The sequence below is a fragment of the Kitasatospora sp. HUAS MG31 genome (assembly GCF_040571325.1).
Lineage (GTDB): Bacteria > Actinomycetota > Actinomycetes > Streptomycetales > Streptomycetaceae > Kitasatospora > Kitasatospora camelliae.
The window spans coordinates 5,896,889-5,912,854 of sequence record NZ_CP159872.1 but is presented as its reverse complement, the minus strand read 5'-3'; the positions used below and the strand labels follow the sequence as shown (position 1 = coordinate 5,912,854).

The window sequence follows — 15,966 nt, the reverse complement described above, 5'->3', positions numbered from 1 at the left end:
TCCTCCCCCCGCTGTTTCCCCTCGGTTCCACCGTCCGGTTCCCGACCCTCCGTCAGTCCCCGGTCCGCCAGCCGGCCGCGCAGAGGGCCGTCGCCAGCTCCTCGCCGTAGCCCGCGGCGGCGAGCCAGGCGAGGGCGAACCCCAGGTGGTCGTCGGTCCGCAGCCGGCCGAACACGTCCCGGCTCCCCTCGGCCGCAGCCGACCGCAGCCCGGCCCCCAGCCCGGCCGCCGTCGCCAGACCCGCCGCGCGCAGCTGCTCGGCCTCCCCCGCGGCCGCACGCGCGCCCGCCCCCGGGCCGGAGCGCGGCGGGGCCGGGAGCGCCAGCGCGCGCCGGCCTCCGGTCACCACCTGCTCGACCCGGCGGGTCAGCAGGTGCACCGGCGGCTCGGCGACGGGCCCCGGACCCTCCACCACCGGACGGTCGCCGCCCGGGGCGGGCAGGTCCGCCGACTGCAGCCGCTCCAGGCCCAGGTTGAGCCGGCCGTGGCGGTCCGGGACGAGCGTGACCGTCCGGTCCGCACCCGGGACCGCGCCCGCCGCCAGCAGCCGCACCCGCGGGACGGCGGCCCGCTCCAGCCGTCCGACCACCCGCAGCCGCAGGCCCGGCGCCGAGGCCAGCATCGCCAGGTTGTCCCGGTGGGCCAGCCCCGGATGGTCGTGCGCCGCCAGAAGACGCACCGTCAGTCCTGCACAGTCGGCTGCCAGGTACTGCCCTCCCGGGGAAGCCGGGCCGAGCAGCGTGACGTCCAGGAAGAGCAGGTCCGACCCGGCCGGCCGCGCCTCGTACGGCAGCCGTCCGGCCGCCAGGGCCCGCTCGACCTGGACGGACGGCGGCTGCTCCCACAGCGCGGCGAGCGGCGGCTCGAACCAGCCCGCCCCGGCCGCCCGGACCGCCTTCACCCCGGCCCCGGCCCCCAGCCGGCCCGACTCCGAGCGGGTCGCGCCCTGGACCAGCAGCCCCTCACGGCCCAGCCGGCGGTGCGTCAGCGAGGTGTCCCCGAGCCGTACCGCCCGGTCGGCGGCCTGCACGGCCTGCGGGGCCGCCGCGGCCGGATCGGCGTGCGGGGTGATCTCGGCGACCGTGGAGAGCCGGCCCTCGGCGTCCACCAGCCAGGTCAGCACCCCCGCGTGGGTGGCCGTCAGCACCGGCTCGGCGAACAGGCCGTACAGACGCAGCCCGCCCGCGTGCCGGTACGCCTGCCGGGCGGTGCCGCGCAGCGCGGCGGAGGGCGCGGCCAGCAGGGCGGTGGTGGTGGCGAGCAGCTCCCGGTGCGCGGCGAGCAGGTCGGCGAGCCGGTGGTCGGGCTCCGCCGAGCGGGCCGCCCGCAGGCGGGTCACCACGGCGACCGCGGCCGCGGCCGCACGGTGCAGGCCGAGCAGCCGGGCCTGGTGCGCGGAGCGCAGCAGCTCGGCCTGGACCACCGCCCCGGCCCCGGACACCCCGGCGGCCAGCGCCTCGGCGGCGGACCGCCGCAGCCGCTCGACGGCCACCGCCTCGGCCTCGGTGAGCGGGTCGGCGAGCGGGTCGGGGAGGGGGTCCGCCTCGCCGGGCGGCACGGCCGCGGCCTGCGGGTCGGGCTGCGAGTCGGGCTGCGGGTCGGATCCGGCCGCCGGCCCGTCGGTCTGCTCGGCCAGCGGCGCCGCGGAGGCCGCCGCGGCCCGGTGCAGGCAGGCCGGGGCGAGCAGGCAGGTGCAGTGCACGTCCCCCGCTGTGCGGACCACCCCGGCCGGGGCCCGCAGGGTGACGGTGACCTCCTCGTCCACCGCGATCCGCCAGGACTCCCCGTCCTGCACCGGCGGATGGGCGGCGAGCTTGGCCACCGCGCCGTCCAGCCGCTTCTGCAGCCGTGCGGACAGTCCGGCAACCAGCTCGGCGACCACCGACGGCTCGACGGCCGGGCTCTGATACTGCGTCAACGGATCTTCTCCCCCACCCAGCGGGCCAGTTCCAGCGGGCTCAGCGCCGCCACCGGCATCCCGGCGGCGACCAACTGCTCGGCGACGGCCCGGGAGTACCGGGCCTGCCCGGTGTCGTCCAGGGCGGCGCAGCCCAGCAGGTGGCAGCCCTCCCCCACCAGGGCCCGGGTCTGTGCCAGCAGACCGCCGAGCGGGTAGCCCTCCTCGAAGTCGCTGATCACCGCGATCAGCGTGCGGGAGGGCACGGTGACCAGCTCCCGCGCGTAGCCGAGGCCGGCCGCGATGTGCGTACCGCCGCCGACCCGCACCTCCAGCAGCAGGCTCAGCGGGTCCTCCACCCGGCCGCTCAGGTCGGCCACCTCGGTGGAGAAGGCCACGAAGTGGGTGGTGAGGGAGGGCACTCCGGCCAGGACGGCCGCGGTCATCGCCGCCCAGATGGTGGAGGCCTCCATCGAGCCGGAGACGTCCACCACCAGGATCAGCCGCCAGTCGTTGGCCTTGGCCGCCCTGGTCCGGAACACCGGGCGCTCGGGCACGATCACCGTGCCGCCGTCGGCCCCGGGCCGGGCGGTGCCGAGGTTGGCCCGGATGGTGCGGTCCAGGTCGAGCGGGCCGCCGGGGCGGCGGCTCGGGCGGGGCAGGGTGATCCCGGTCAGCGCCGGGCGCAGGGTGTCGGCCAGCTCCCGGGTCAGCTCGTCCACCAGCCGTTTCACCAGCGGACGGAGTGCTGCCACCCGGCGCTCGGGCAGCCCGCCGGCGTGCTCCAGCACCGTGCGGAGCAGGTCCACGGACGGGCGGACCGCCTCCGGGGCGAGCGACTCCAGGACGTCGGTGCGGCCGAGCTCGACGGCGGCGGCCAGCACCTCCTCGCGGATCCCGGCCCCGAACAGCGCGACCAGGTCCTCGGACCACTCGCGCACCCCCGGGTACGGCGCCTCCCGGCCGGCCCGGCCGCCGGTCGCCAGGTCCGGGCCGCTGCCCTCGCCGCGGCCGGTGCCGTACAGCTCGTCCAGCGCGGCGGCCAGCCGGGCGGCCCGGCCGGTCGGCGGCCGGCTGCCGGGCCGGCCCAGCACCAGCCGCCAGCGCTCGGCGGCCCCCAGCGTGCGGTCCGCCCCGCCGGACGGTCCGGCCGGGCCGCCGTGCGCCGGTACGGGCTCCGCCGAGTCGGTGCCGGTGCCGGGGTGCGGCTCGGCTGCCGGGTCCGCCGGCAGCAGGCCGGCGGCGGCGAGGACGTGCCGGGCGGCCAGGTCGGCGGCGGCCCAGTGGGCCAGGGTCTCCGGGGCGAGGTCCTCCGGCAGGTGGGCGAGGTGCTCGCCGAGGCGCTCCTCGACGACGGCGAGCAGGCGGTCCCGGGCGGCCGGGCTGAGCGTGTCGAACCCGCCGCGCAGGGCGGGCAGCCGTTCCAGGAACGCCCGGTCGGGCAGCGCGCCGATCCGCTCCAGCAGTGGTTCCAGCGCCGCCGGGGCAGCGGCCAGCAGCCCCTCGGCGGCGGTGAGCAGCCCGGTGAGGGAGCGGCCCAGGCCGCGCCGCCGGTCGGGGGTGGTCGCGCCGTCCACCCAGGAGGCGACCCGGTCCCCGAAGTCCTCCGCGGGCCGGTGGCCGAGCAGCACCTGGACGGCGCCGGCCGCGCCGCGGATCAGCGGGGTGCCCCGCTCGGCGAGGTCGGCGAGGGTGTGGCCGAGCCGGAGCCCGCCGTCCGGGTCGGCCCGGCGGGCGAACTCCAGCAGCGCCCGCGCGTCCGCGGGCTCGTCGGAGCCGGCGAGCCCCTCCAGCAGCCGGACGGCGGCGGCGGTCAGCCGCGCCGAGATCCCGGCGAGCCGCTCCTCGGCGGCCGGACCGTCCGACGGTAGGGCGGCGGGCAGCTGGCCGGCCCGCAGGCGGTCCAGCAGGGCCAGGGCGTCCAGGAGTTCGGGCAGCGTGCCGGCGGCCGGGAGGACCTCGGCGAGCTGACCGAGCCGGAACCCGGTCAGTCCGGGCAGCCCGCAGCCGGCGGCCTCGGCCAGACCGTCGATCACCTGGCGGGCCGTGGCGCCGTCGCCCTCCAGCTCGCGCCGGACGCGTTCGCGCAGGGTGCCCTCGGCGGCCTGGGCGGGCGTCACCCCGCGGACCCCGGCGACGGTCAGCATCGCGGCGACGGCCGGGGTCCAGCGGACCCGCCAGCGGGAGCCGAGCGCCTCCGTCCCGCCGGCGCCGCTGGTGGCGATCCGCTCGCCGTACGGGACGGCGCAGACCTCCAGGCGGCGGAGCAGGAGCTCGCGGCGGGCGTCCAGTGGTGTACGCAGCGGGTCGAGCCGCAGCTCGCGGGCGGCCGCGCCGCCGTCGCCGGGGCCGGGCAGGCCGAGCTCGCCGAGCAGGGTCTCGACGGCGGGGCCGAGGCCGCTGCGCGGGGCGGCCGGGGTGGGGCTGCCGGTGCGGGTGCCGACCAGGACCTGTTCCAGGGCGCGGGCCACGGCCCGGCCGCGGCCGAGGGGTTCGCCCTGGGCCAGGGCGGTCTGGACGGCCTCGACCAGCTCGCCCCGGCCGGGGGCGGGCAGGCCGCGGAGCCGGGCGAGGTCCCCGGCCAGCCGGACGACCTCCCGGGCGTCGGCCGGGCCCGAGGGGTGGCCGGCGGCCCGCAGCGCCCCGCAGATCCGTACGGCCGCCGAGGTGAGCGCCTCGGCCAGGGCGTCCGGGTCACCGCCGGCCTCGTACACGGTCTGCTGCCACTCCGGGTCCCGGATGCCGGCCGGGTAGCCGGAGCGGGCGTCGAGCAGCGGATGGGTGTAGGGGATCAGCGAGACCACGAACTCCTCGGCCGACTCGAGGGCCGACGACTCCGACGACTCCAAGGGATCCGGCTCGGGCTCCGGGGTCCGCTCGGGGTCGGCCAGCAGCGCGGGCGCGTGGAAGGCGCCGACCACGGCGGCGACCCGCCGGCCGCCGTCGGCGGCCTCGCGCAGGCGCTCCCGCATCCAGGCCTCCCGCCGCAGGTCGTACGGGTCGACCCGGTCCCCGGCGTCGCGGCGCAGCGCCCAGCCGACCAGCAGGGCGGCCCGGCGGACGGCCTCCGGGTCGGAGCCGGGGGCCGGGGCCTCGACCAGGCGGTCCCAGAGGTCCTCGTCCGGGCGGCCGGTGAGCCGGTCGCGCAGGGCGTCGGCGAGGCCGGGCGGACCGTCCGGGCCGGCGCCCCGGCGCTCGGCGCCGCGGGCGGCGAGCGGGAGGTCGCAGGCGATCACCTCGACCCCGTTCCGGGCGGCCCAGCGGAGGGCGGCGAGCTCGGGCGAGAAGTCGGCGAACGGGTAGAACGCCGGCCCGGCCCCGCCCTCCCCCGCGGCGGCGGCCGCCAGGGCCACCGGCGCGGTGGTCCGCTCGTCCGCCAGCAGGGCCAGCCAGTCCTGGAACTCGGCGGGCAGCTCGACCAGCAGCACCTCGGGACGGGCGGCGTCCAGCAGCCGCCCGACCACGGCGGCCAGTGAGGGGGCGTGGTGCCGCACCCCGACGAGGTACGGCCCGGGGGCCGACACCCCGGCGGCGGCCAGCCGCTCGGCCTGACCGGCCACCAGCTCCCGGTCCGCCGCGGCCGGCCCGGCCGCGGCGACCGCGCCGGCCGTCTCGGAGGCGCTCATCCGGTCAGCCCTCCAGCGCCGGGCGGAGGTCCCACAGGGTGCGCCAGGTGGCGGCGCCCTGCTCGGCGCGGCGGCGGACCGGGCCGTCCCAGTAGCCGAGCAGCCGGGCGGCGTCGGCCGGGTCGTCCTTGCGGACCACGCCGACCAGCTGGCCGGGCAGCCGGCCGAGCACGTCGCCGCCGTCGAGGTAGGCCGCGGTGACGCCGAGCGAGGTGGCGACCGAGACCGCCTCGGCGGTGCTCATCACGGTGGACGGCCGCTCCACGTCCCAGCCCTCCACCGAGCGGCCGGTGCGCAGGTCGCGGAAGGCGGTGACCAGGGCCTCCAGCACGGTGTCGTCGACCCCGAACGGCGCGCCCGCGCGCTCCACGGCGGCGGTGGACTGGCGGCGCACCAGCTCCACCTCGGCGGCCAGGTCACCGATCGGGCCGACCGTCTCGAAGTTGAACCGCCGCTTGAGCGCGGCGGACATCTCGGAGACGCCCTTGTCCCGCAGGTTGGCGGTGGCGATCAGGGTGAAGCCGGGGACGGCGTGCAGCTGCCCGTCCTCGCCGCCGGCCAGCTCGGGGACGGCGATCCGCCGTTCGGAGAGCAGCGAGACCAGGGCGTCCTGCACCTCGGGCAGGCAGCGGGTGACCTCCTCCACCCGGGCGACCCGTCCCGAGGTCATCGCGGTGAGCACCGGGGAGGGCACCAGGGCCTCCCGGCTGGGGCCCTTGGCGAGCAGCAGCGCGTAGTTCCAGCCGTACTTGAGCTGGTCCTCGGTGGTGCCGGCGGTGCCCTGGACGGTGAGCGCGCTGGTGCCGCAGACGGCGGCGGCGAGCAGCTCGGAGAGCATCGACTTGGCGGTGCCGGGCTCGCCGACCAGCAGCAGGCCCCGCTCGCCGGCGAGGGTGACCACGCAGCGCTCGACCAGCGACCGCTCGCCGACGAACTTGGGCTCGATCACCAGGCCGCGGCGGCCCTGCTTGAGCTTCTCGCCACCGCTGCCGAGCACGAAGGTGACCGCGGCCCGCGGGGTGAGCAGCCAGCCCGGCGGGCGCGGGCCGGTGTCGTACGCGGCGAGGAACTCCAGCTCGGCGGCGTACCGCTGCTCCGGCGGCACGATCTGGCGGTCGGCCTGGGCGGCGCTCCGGTCGGGGCCGGTCTTCGGCGTCGCGGTGGTCATCGGCGTCCCTTCGGGCGGGTGGCGGGGCGGAGCTGCTCGTAGCCGGGTCCGTCGCCGTCGGTGACGCGGCGCCAGGCGAGGGCGAACAGCTCGGGGGCGGGCAGGTGGGGCAGGATCGGGCGGTACTCCGACAGCTCGTACAGGCCGGCCTTCCAGGTCTCGACCGGCAGGCCCGGGGTGCGGGCGGTCTGCCAGCCGCCGGGCAGGAAGAGGGTGCGGCCGGCGCGGGCCCGCTTGGCCTCCAGGACGAGGTCGGTGGCGGCCAGTTCGGCGCGGGCCTTCTTCAGCCGGGCGGGCTTCCAGCCGGTCCAGGCGGCGGCGTTGCGGTCGGTGGGGTCGGGCAGGGCGAGCAGCTGGAGGTAGAGCACGGCGGCGTCCTCGCTCAGGCCGGTGGCCGCGGCGACCTCGCCGACCAGCGGCGGGACGGTCCGCAGCGGGTCCTGCGGGCGGCCGGGCGCCGTACCGGGCTCGGACCCGTCGGCGACCAGCCGGGCGAGGTCGTCGCCGAGCAGGGCGCGCAGCGCGCCGAACTCCTCGGCCACCTGGTAGCCGACGACCAGGCCTTCGAGCAGGTCGAGCACCGGGTCGTCGGCGCCGGTGAGTCCGGCCGGGCGGAGCCAGGCGTACTCGCCCTGCTGGAGGGGTGCGAGGACCAGGGCGTCGCCGCAGCGGACCAGCCCGTCCTCGCCGGCGCCGCCGGCCTCCGGCAGGCCGGCCTGCGAGCGCAGGACGGCGGCCAGCGGGGTGTCGCGCACGGTGGAGGCGTGGTTGAGCCCGATCAGCAGCCCGGGGTCGGCGAGCCGGGCGCGCAGCGCGGCCAGCGCGGCGGGCAGCAGGGGGCGCAGCGGGTCGCCGTACGGGATGCGGTGGGCGAGCCAGCGCAGCGCGCCGACGGCGGTGATCAGCTGGCGCAGCTGGGGGACGGCCTCGTGGTCGTCCGGGATCAGGCCGTGCGCGCCGTTGTCCAGCGGGCGGAGGCGCTGCACGGTGGTGCGGGAGATCCACGGCGCCCGCTGGGGGTTGAGCACCTCCTCGACGGCGTCGATGGTCGTCCCGACCACCTTGGTCTGGTCCTCGTCCCCGAGGGTGGCCAGTCGGCCGTGCCGCTGGACGTACCGCTCGGCGGCCGCGCCGACGGCGAGGCCGGTGCGCCACAGCTCGGCCGGGTCGGCGGGGAGCAGCGCGGCGCGGACGTCGTCGAGCGGGCGGCCGCGGAGCCAGGGCCGGGCGGCCCGGGCGGTGGCGGTCTGCAGGCCGAGTTCGGCCAGTTCCTCGGCCGGCGGCAGCTCGGCGGACCAGTCGTGCACCCAGCGGGGTGCGGCGAGCAACAGGGCCGAGCGGGCCTGGCCGATGCCGGTCGCGGCGTGGAACTCCTCGACCTGCTCGGGCCGGTGGGAGACCGGCCCGTCGGCCTTCAGCCGCTCGGTGAAGGCGGCGACCCAGGCGGCCGGCAGGTCGTCGGTGATCCGCCGCTCGTCGACCAGGGCGAAGTCGCCGACGGCGGTGAACCGCCGGGCGGGGTCGTGGTCGAGGGCGAGCCAGCGGGTCTCCTCGGTGTAGCTGCCCTCGCAGGCGAGGATCAGCACGGTGCGGTCGCCGCAGCGGTACACCTGGCCGACGTGGACCTTGCTGTCGGCGCGGTCCTTGACCTTCTCGGCGAGGGTGATCCGGCGCAGTTCCGGGCCGCGGTCGGCGAGGAAGCCGCCGGTGAGCTCGCCGAGCAGCAGGAGCAGGGTGGCCCGCTCCGCGTCCGCGGTCCGCGGGGAGAGGGCGGCGAGGGCCAGCGGCGCGGTGCGGCCGAGCAGGTGCACCCAGCCGTGGTGGTCGGTGGCGCCGGGGAGGGTGACCCGCTCGGGGGCGAGGGTCCAGTCGCCCCCGTCGGTGGGACGGGGTGCGGCGAGCAGGTCGGCGGCGTTCCGCAGGCCGGCGAGGACCTTCCAGGTGCCGGCGCCGCTGGTGCGGTCGCGCCAGCGGGAGCCGAGCATCCGGGCGTCGCCGAGGACGCCCTCGACGGCGGTGCGGACCTGGAGGTCGGTGCCGTGCTCGGGCTGGTGGGCGGGGGCCGCGGCGGGCCGCGGCCGCTCGGGGGCGCGCTCCCGGGGCAGCGGCGCGAACCGGGCGGCCCGGGTGGCGGTGTCGGTGGCCAGCCGGGCGAGCCCGGCGACGCCGGCGACCAGCAGCGGGTGGGCGTCGGCGGGCAGGACGGTGGCGGCGGCCGCGAGCGGCGGCAGCCCGGCGGCCCGGACCCCGGCGACCTGGCGGCGGGTGCCCAGGACCGTCACGAACTCCGGGCTGGCCGGCGGGGTGGTCTCGGGGGCGTCCACCGGCCAGGCGGCGTCGATCAGCCCGGCGGCCTCGTGGTCGGTGAGGGCGCGCAGCCGCAGCGATCCGGCCTCGTCGCGCGGGCGCAGCGCGTGCCAGTGGTCGAGCGGAGGGACGACGCCGCTGCCGAAGGCCTGCGGGCCGCCGGCGCCGTTCGGGGTGAGGGTGGCGAGCAGGTCGGTGCGGGCGCCGGTGCCGTCGGTCGGGCGGAGGGCCAGCTTGTCGTCCTCGTGGGCGAGCAGCAGGGCGGCGCCGCCGGGCAGGTCGAGCCGGCCGAGCGGCCGGCGGCCGGTGGTGTCCGGCAGGGTCGCGGTGCGGCCGTCGGGGCCGTGGGCGGTGGCCCGGCCGCCGTGCCGGAGCACCTTGACGCCGAGGACGGTGCCGTCGGTGCCGAGCGGGGTGCCCTCCAGACCGGGCTGGAGCGGCAGGACGCGGGAGTGGTACAGGTCGAGGTCGCCCTCGCCGCCGGCCAGCGCGGGCGGCACGGAGGCCCGGCCGTGGGCGCCGGTGGCGGGGTCGTACTCGAGCAGCTGGGCGCGGGCGCCGCCGTGGGCGCGGACCCAGTACCCGGTGCCGTCGCCGAGCACCGGCAGGTGGACGGGCATGGCGGTGTCGCCGGCCCGCAGCACGCGGCCGCCGGTGGCCCGGCCGCCGCCGGGCAGCGGCAGCGAGGTCGGGTAGGTGCCGTAGTACCAGAGGATCTGCTCGCCGGTCGGGGTGAAGATCTCGCCCGGGCGGTTGGACCAGTAGCCGTTCAGCCCGTCGTCGCCGTGGAAGAGGACGAGCAGCTCGCCGTCGGCGTAGCGGAGCCGGGGGCGGTTCCAGTGGCGGCGGGAGGCGGACGGGATCCGCAGGTCGTGTTCGAGCAGGATGCCCTCGGGGCCGACCACGACGGCCCGGTCCTGGCGGAGGAGGATCAGCGCGGGCCAGGCCTCGTGGACCTCCAGGGTGTTGTCGTTGCGCTGTCCGGGGGCGTACCCGGGCTTGGGCTCGGCGAGTTCCAGCCGGGCGACGGCCTCGTCCAGGGCGGGCCAGCCGAGCTCGTCGAGGATGCCGGCGCGCAGGGTGTCGCCGAGCAGGGCGGCGACGTCCAGGGCGGCGATCCGGGCGGCGGCCTTCGGGTTGGCCTCCAGGATGCCGGAGCGGACCGGGCCGAGGCCGGCCAGCAGGGTGTTGGCGCCGGCCAGGCCGCGGGCGGCGCACAGCTCGTCGGCCTGCTCCTCGGCCCACTCGGCGAACAGCTCGCGCAGCCGCGGGAAGGCCTTGAGCTGCTCGGCGAGGCGGTTGGTCTCGTACAGGTGGGGGGTGGCGGCCTTGAGGGCCGGGCGGAACCGCGGGTCGTCGGCGACCGCGGCCAGGTCGCGGCGGCCGGCGCCGGGGTCGGAGAGCCACTCGACCAGGTCGAAGCGCAGGCCCTGCGGCGGGTCGGCGACCGGGACGCCGTCGGCGAGCAGCCGGTCCAGCAGGTTGGTCTTGGTGACGTGCGAGCGCAGCGACTCGAACAGCGTGACCGGGACGTCCTCGGCGCGCAGCCGCTCGGCCATCCGGCCGGCCAGCTCGACGGTCTCCCCGCAGCCGTTGCGGTGGCGCCAGCCGCGGTCGATGTGGTCGGCCCAGCGGCGCAGCCAGGCGGCGGCGGGCTCCGCCTGCCGGGCGGCCGGGTCGGTGAGCAGGTCCTCGGCGCCGCTCTCGCGGAGCACGGTCAGCCAGGCGTCGTCGACGGCGGCGTTGTCCTGGGCGGAGCCGGACGGGGTGGGCAGGATCTCCAGCAGCCGGGCCCGGACGGTCTCCTCCCGGCGGGCCAGCTCGATCAGGCGCGGCCGCCAGGACTTCCAGAACACGGCGGGGGCGCGGCCGATCGCGGGCGAGGCGATCAGCTCGGCGAGGAGCGCGAGCTCCTCCTCCGTGCGGTCGAGGCCGGCGGCCCGGATCAGCTGCCGGGCGTCCTCGGCGACCCCGGCGTACGGGGCCATGCCGGCGGCGGAGCGCTCGGCGCACAGCTGGCGGAACCGCTGCCAGGCGGTCAGCGGGTCGAGCCGGCCGGCCAGCTCCTTGACGTACTGGCGCAGCGACTTGACGGTGAGGGCGCCGGCGAGGGCGAACTCCAGGAAGACGGCGCGCAGCCGCTCCTCGTCGACGGCCAGGCCGAAGGTCTGCTCGGCCTCGCGGGCGCGGCCGAAGAAGGTGCCGGCGTAGGACTGGTTGCCCTGGGCGAGGAAGATCCGGCCGACCTCCTCGCAGTAGGTGGGCAGGAAGTGCGGGACGGCGCGGCCCAGGCGGTCGGCGATCTCCTCGAAGCCGTCCTTGGCGGTCTTGGGCTTGGCGGCGACCTGGCGGGCGAGCCGCTCCATCTCCTTGACCACGGCGAGCGCGTGGTGGCCGTTGGCCGGGTCGTGAACCAGGGCCCAGGCGGGGAAGCCGAGGGCCTCCTGGCGGACCTGGCCGACCTCGGGCGCCTCGCCCTCGGGGGCGAGGCCGAGGAAGTCGAGGGCGGCGTCCTCGGCGGGGCCGAGGGCGCGCGGCACCAGGCGGACCACCGGTCCGTCCAGCACCGGGTGGGCGTAGCGGCGGGCGGTGAGCACGTCGACCGTGCTCTCCGGGCCGCCGGCGCCGGGCAGGGTGCCGGCGGGCAGGACGGCCCCGGCGTCGAGCAGCCGCTCGGCCCGGTCGGCGGCGCCGGTGGTGGTGTCCGTGACGTGATCGGCGCTCATGCCGACTCCTCCCCTTCGATCGTGCGGCCCTCGTGCAGCGCGGCGGCCATCCGCATCCCCTCGGACCAGGCCACCGGTCCGACCTCGCCGAGCGGCACCGGCCGGCCGCCCGCTCCGGCCCAGCTCAGCGCGCCGGTCTCGCACTCGTCGTAGTCGTAGTAGTCGCCGACCCAGAGCCGGGCCTCCAGCGGGCGGCCGTCCTCGACCACGGGCAGGACGGCGTAGCCGCCGCGGACCCGGTAGCCGAGGCGGGCGCAGCGGCCGAGCAGCTCGCGGAGCTCCTTGTAGCGGGCGCCGGCGAAGGCGTCGGTCTCGGTGGCCGTGGCGGCGAGGTCGGCGGGCCGGTGCCAGACCTCCCGGTAGAGCTGCTGGACCCGCTGGGTGACGCCGAGTTCGACGGCGAACTCGCGCAGGTCGTCCAGCTCCTCCAGGAGGACCGGGTGCGGGATGCGGACCTCGGTGTCGGCGAGCCGGACGGAGTCGCCGTCCAGGTCGACCACGCCGAGGCCGCGCTCGGGGTCGGCGGAGCGCAGGAATCCGGCCACCGCGCCGTCGGCGCCGGTGACCACCAGGTCGCGCAGCACCTCCTGCCAGGCCTCGTCCGGCCAGACCGCGGCGATCACGGCGGCCGGTACGGGCAGCGAGCGGATCATCCAGCGCTCGACGTCCTGGAGGCACTGCCGGCGGTGGCCCTCCAGCCATTCGGCGAGCCGGCGCAGTTCGACCACGGCCGGGTCGTCCTTGAGCTTGGCCGGCACGGACTTCAACGGGCGGCCGGCCGCGTTGCGGCACACGACCTTCCGTTCACGGTCGAGGGCGACCTGGTAGTCACCCGCGGATACCCACCCCACGACAACGCCTCCCAGCTGCGGTTTCTGCGGTGCCGGGAAACGTAGCGGCCGGGAGTGACAACCGGTCGGGCGGGTGGCGGGAAAGCCTCCACGGGGGCGTCGCCGGGCGGGTCGTCAGCTCCCGTACCGTCAGTCCGGTCCTCCTGCCGGTCAGCCGGCGAGCCGGAGCACCACGATGCCGGCCAGCACCGCGGCGCCGGCGGCCAGCCGGGACCGGCCGAGCGGCTCGCGCAGCACGAACGCGCCGATCAGGGCGGCGATCAGGATGCTGGTCTCGCGCAGCGCCGCGATCGCGGCCAGGTCGCCGACCGTCTGCGCCCACACCACCAGCCCGTACGCGACCAGGGACATCACCCCGCCGCCGAGGCCCGGCCCCGGCCGGCGGCGCATGTCGCCGAGCAGCGCCCACCCGCGGACGGCGAGGAGGACCAGGACCAGGGCCACGCCCTGGGCGAGGAACATCCAGGCCAGGTACGCCGAGGTGTCCGCCCGGCGGACACCGGTGGCGTCCACCACGGTGTACCCGGCGATCAGCACCCCGGCGCCCAGGGCGGCGCCGAGCGCGGGCAGTCGGTCCCGCCGGGGCGGGCCGCCGGCGAACGCCAGCCCGGCCAGGCCGGACGAGATCACCAGCACCCCGAGCGCCTGCGCGGCGGGCAGCGGGCGCCCGAGCACGGTGGCCGAGAGCAGGGCCACCACCAGCGGGGAGGTGCCGCGGGCGATCGGGTACATCTGCCCGAAGTCGCCGAGCCGGTAGGCCTGGAGCAGCAGCAGCTGGTAGCCGACCTGGAGCACGGTGGAGGCGGCGATGTACGGCCAGGCGGCCGGGTCCGGGAGCGGGGCGAAGCAGGCGAGCACGGCGCCGCAGGCCGCGTTGGCGGTGGCCATCAGGGCGAACCCGGCCGTTTTGTCCTCGCCGCGGTGGGCGAGGGCGTTCCACAGCGCGTGCAGCAGCGCGGCGGCGAGGACGACGAACGGGACCGCTTCCCGGGTCACGGATCCCCCTTCGGGTGCAGGGTTCGGAGCAGGACACCGAGCCGAACTTGTATAGCCAACTTTGCCTATCCAACAGGGCGACGGAACGGCTCGTCAACGATCGGCCGGATCCCGCCCCCGGCAAGATCCACAGACGGCAGACTGGCGTCATGTCCTCCGCCACCGAGACCACCGGCCCGCCCGCCGGGCTGCCCGTCCAGCCCGCGGCCGGGCCCGAGCCGGCCGCACCCGCCGCCCACGGGCCCGCCGCCCGGCCCGAACCGGCCCCGCACCCCGCGCCGGACACCGCCACCGGCCGCATGGTCGTCTGCGGCCGGGACGCCCTCACCCACCGGCTGGCCCTCGAACTCGCCACCCTGCACGGCCGCGAGGTCACCGTGGTGCTGCCCTCGCTACAGGAGGGCCACGGCCCGCAGCTCACCGCCCTGGCCGCCGAACTGCCCGCCGTCCGGGTCCTGGAGGCCACCGACCTCACGCCCGAGGTGCTCACCGCCGCCGGTGTCCGGGACGCCGCCGCGCTCGCCCTCACCGGCGCCGACGACCAGGTCAACATCCAGGCCGCCCTGCGCGCCCGCCGGCTCAACCCGGGCCTGCGGCTGGTGCTCCGGGTGTACGACCGCCGGCTCGGCCGGCGCGTCGCGCAGCTGCTGGACCGGACCGCCGCCACCCGGCACCCGGGCGCCTCCGCCACCGTGCTCTCCACCTCGGCCACCGCCGCGCCCGCGCTGGTGGCGGCCGCCGTGTCCGGGCAGAGCCAGGTGGTCAACGTGGCCGGCCGGCTGCTGCGCGCCACCGAGGCGGACGCGGCCCGCGCCGGCGGCCCCGCCGGCACCGCGGTGGCCACCCTCGCCCTGATCCCGCCCGGGGCGCGCCGGGACGCCGCCGACCTGCTCCCCGACCCCGGCGCCCCCGCCGCGGACCGGGCCCGCCGGGTGGTGCTGGAGCTCCTGGTCGGCTCCCCCGAGTCCCGCCGCCGCCGGCTGCCCGGACTGACCGGTCTCCCGGTGGCCACCCTGTTCGCCCCGCGACTGCGCTGGGCGCTCGCCTCCTTCGCCGGCGTGCTGGCCGCCGTCGCCGCCCTCACCTCCGCGCTGACCGGCGGCAACCCGCTGCACACCGGCTACCTGGCCGTCCTGGACGCCCTCGCCATCGCCGACCCCGCCACCGACGGGCCGGCCGTCCGCAAGGTGCTGCAGATCCTCACCGCCGTGGCCGGTGTGCTGCTGATGCCCGTGCTCACCGCCCTCGCCCTGGAGGCGATGGGCACCTTCCGGGCGGCCTCCGCGCTGCGCCGGCCGCCGCGCGGGATCGCCGGCCACGTGGTGCTGGTGGGCCTGGGCCGGGTGGGCAGCCGGGTGCTCGACCGGCTCTGGGAGCTGGGCGTCCCGGTGGTCTGCGTGGAGAGCGACCCGGGCGCCCGAGGTGTGGCCCGGGCCCGCGCGTACGGGGTGCCGGTGCTGCTCGGCGACGCCACCCAGGACGGGGTGCTGGAGGCCGCCCGGATCGGCCGGGCGCGGGCGCTGCTGGCGCTCACCAGCTCGGACGGCGGCAACCTGGAGGCGGCACTGTGCGCCCGGGAGGCCGACCCGGGGCTGCGGGTGGTGCTGGGCCTGTTCGACGACGAGTTCGCCGGTGACGTGTACCGGGCGCTGCGCGACTCGTACCCGGGGGCGGAGACCCGTAGCCACAGCGTCTCGTTCCTGTCCGCCCCGGCCTTCGCCGCCGCGATGATGGGCCGGCAGGTGCTGGGCGCGTTCACGGTGGGCCAGCAGGTGGTGCTGATCGCGGCCGTGGACGCGGCCGGCCACCCCGAGCTGCTGGGCCGGACCGTCGCCGAGGCGCACCGGGCCGGACACTGGCGGCTCCTCGCCCTCGAACGCGGCCGGTCCCGCGCCGCCGCCGGTCCCGGGCCGGGCCTGGACTGGGCGCCGCCGGCCGGCCACCGGCTCACCGAGGAGGACCTGGTGGTGGTCGCCGCCACCGCCGCCGGCCTGGCCCGCCTGCTGGCCGGCGGCCCGGTCGGCTGACCGGGCCGGCGCCGCTTCCCCGGGGCTCCCGACACGCCTCCGGGCCCGGCTCCCCGAGGGGAACCGGGCCCGGAGGGCGGGTTCGGGCCGCCGCGCGGGCGCGGCGGGAGCGACTCAGGCGCTCTGCATCGCCCAGAACTCGTCCCAGTTCAGCTGGCCGTCCTTGCTGGTGTCGGCCTTGGAGATGACGGCCTGGGCCATCGGGACGGTGACGTAGGGGTCGCCCATCTCCGCCATGACCTTCGAGTACTCCTCCGGCGTGATGAAGCCGTCGCCGTCGATGTCGAACCGCGCGAACGCCGCCTTGGCCGTGTCGATGTTCATTCGGGGCAAACCTTCCTTGTCGTCACCTTGACGGCGGTACGATA

At 78.1% G+C, this 15,966-nt stretch carries 8 protein-coding genes; 1 reads left to right on the top strand and 7 read right to left on the bottom strand.

Annotated features, from left to right (window positions below; translation table 11 throughout):
* Positions 1 to 52: 52 nt before the first annotated feature.
* The 6 genes from ABWK59_RS26360 to ABWK59_RS26335 form a co-directional block, all read right to left on the bottom strand.
* Complete coding sequence (locus ABWK59_RS26360) at positions 53 to 1,918, bottom strand: hypothetical protein (RefSeq protein WP_354643107.1); 1,866 nt, start codon at positions 1,916 to 1,918, stop codon at positions 53 to 55.
* Positions 1,915 to 5,523: a DUF5682 family protein gene (locus tag ABWK59_RS26355; RefSeq protein WP_354643106.1), complete on the bottom strand. Its 3,609-nt coding sequence runs from the start codon at positions 5,521 to 5,523 to the stop codon at positions 1,915 to 1,917. The genes ABWK59_RS26360 and ABWK59_RS26355 overlap by 4 nt, the downstream gene beginning before the upstream one ends.
* 4 nt (positions 5,524 to 5,527) lie before the next feature.
* Positions 5,528 to 6,691, bottom strand: coding sequence for an ATP-binding protein (locus ABWK59_RS26350; RefSeq protein WP_354643105.1), 1,164 nt, complete (start codon positions 6,689 to 6,691; stop codon positions 5,528 to 5,530).
* On the bottom strand, positions 6,688 to 11,724 hold the full coding sequence (locus tag ABWK59_RS26345; RefSeq protein ID WP_354643104.1) for a hypothetical protein: 5,037 nt from the start codon (positions 11,722 to 11,724) through the stop codon (positions 6,688 to 6,690). Before ABWK59_RS26345 ends, ABWK59_RS26350 begins: the two co-directional genes overlap by 4 nt.
* On the bottom strand, positions 11,721 to 12,575 hold the full coding sequence (locus ABWK59_RS26340; protein ID WP_354643103.1) for a DUF4132 domain-containing protein: 855 nt from the start codon (positions 12,573 to 12,575) through the stop codon (positions 11,721 to 11,723). Before ABWK59_RS26340 ends, ABWK59_RS26345 begins: the two co-directional genes overlap by 4 nt.
* Before the next feature lie 150 nt (positions 12,576 to 12,725).
* A complete protein-coding gene (locus ABWK59_RS26335; protein ID WP_354643102.1) occupies positions 12,726 to 13,571 on the bottom strand; it encodes an EamA family transporter in 846 nt (281 codons plus the stop codon).
* A gap of 149 nt (positions 13,572 to 13,720) precedes the next feature.
* Here ABWK59_RS26335 and ABWK59_RS26330 point away from each other — a divergent pair, with 149 nt between their 5' ends.
* The gene (locus ABWK59_RS26330) at positions 13,721 to 15,598 is read left to right on the top strand and encodes an NAD-binding protein (protein WP_354643101.1); all 1,878 of its coding nucleotides are present in this window, start codon (positions 13,721 to 13,723) and stop codon (positions 15,596 to 15,598) included.
* 114 nt (positions 15,599 to 15,712) lie between these two features.
* Here the strand turns inward: ABWK59_RS26330 and ABWK59_RS26325 are convergent, their stop codons facing one another.
* Positions 15,713 to 15,922, bottom strand: coding sequence for an EF-hand domain-containing protein (locus ABWK59_RS26325; protein WP_354643100.1), 210 nt, complete (start codon positions 15,920 to 15,922; stop codon positions 15,713 to 15,715).
* Positions 15,923 to 15,966: the final 44 nt, after the last annotated feature.

Bases quoted from the DNA above. Each gene is read 5' to 3' on its own strand.
- ABWK59_RS26355 (WP_354643106.1), bottom strand. From the start codon at position 5,523: ATGAGCGCCTCCGAGACGGCCGGCGCGGTCGCCGCGGCCGGGCCGGCC.
- ABWK59_RS26350 (WP_354643105.1), bottom strand. From the start codon at position 6,691: ATGACCACCGCGACGCCGAAGACCGGCCCCGACCGGAGCGCCGCCCAG.
- ABWK59_RS26345 (WP_354643104.1), bottom strand. From the start codon at position 11,724: ATGAGCGCCGATCACGTCACGGACACCACCACCGGCGCCGCCGACCGG.
- ABWK59_RS26330 (WP_354643101.1), top strand. From the start codon at position 13,721: ATGTCCTCCGCCACCGAGACCACCGGCCCGCCCGCCGGGCTGCCCGTC.
- ABWK59_RS26325 (WP_354643100.1), bottom strand. From the start codon at position 15,922: ATGAACATCGACACGGCCAAGGCGGCGTTCGCGCGGTTCGACATCGAC.